The sequence below is a fragment of the Pseudoalteromonas sp. bablab_jr011 genome (assembly GCF_016464045.1).
Lineage (GTDB): Bacteria > Pseudomonadota > Gammaproteobacteria > Enterobacterales > Alteromonadaceae > Pseudoalteromonas > Pseudoalteromonas lipolytica.
Window position 1 is genome coordinate 1 of record NZ_JACDWU010000244.1, and the last position, 274, is coordinate 274.

Genomic DNA, 274 nt, shown 5'->3' on the forward strand with positions numbered 1-274 from the left:
AAAGTAGTCGAGTTAAATGTGCAGGTTGACCATGTTCATTTGGTAGTAAAGATACCGCCGAAGTTATCAGTCTCGAAATTAATGGGTGCTTTAAAGGGAAAAATAGCGTTAAAGCTATTTAGCAAATATCCATACTTAAGGAAAAACAAGTTATGGGGAAACCATTTTTGGCAGAGAGGGTACTTCGTAGATACTGTAGGGATAAATGAAGAAATAATAAGGCGGTATGTCAGGCACCAAGAAAAGGAAGAGGTGCAAGAGCAGGCGCAGTTAA

General features: G+C 39.1%; 1 protein-coding gene. It reads left to right on the plus strand.

Features of this window, described 5'->3' with window-relative positions; all coding sequences use genetic code 11:
* A partial coding sequence (tnpA, locus tag JIG41_RS14575; protein ID WP_199525005.1) for an IS200/IS605 family transposase occupies window positions 1–274 on the plus strand: 274 nt, incomplete at both ends.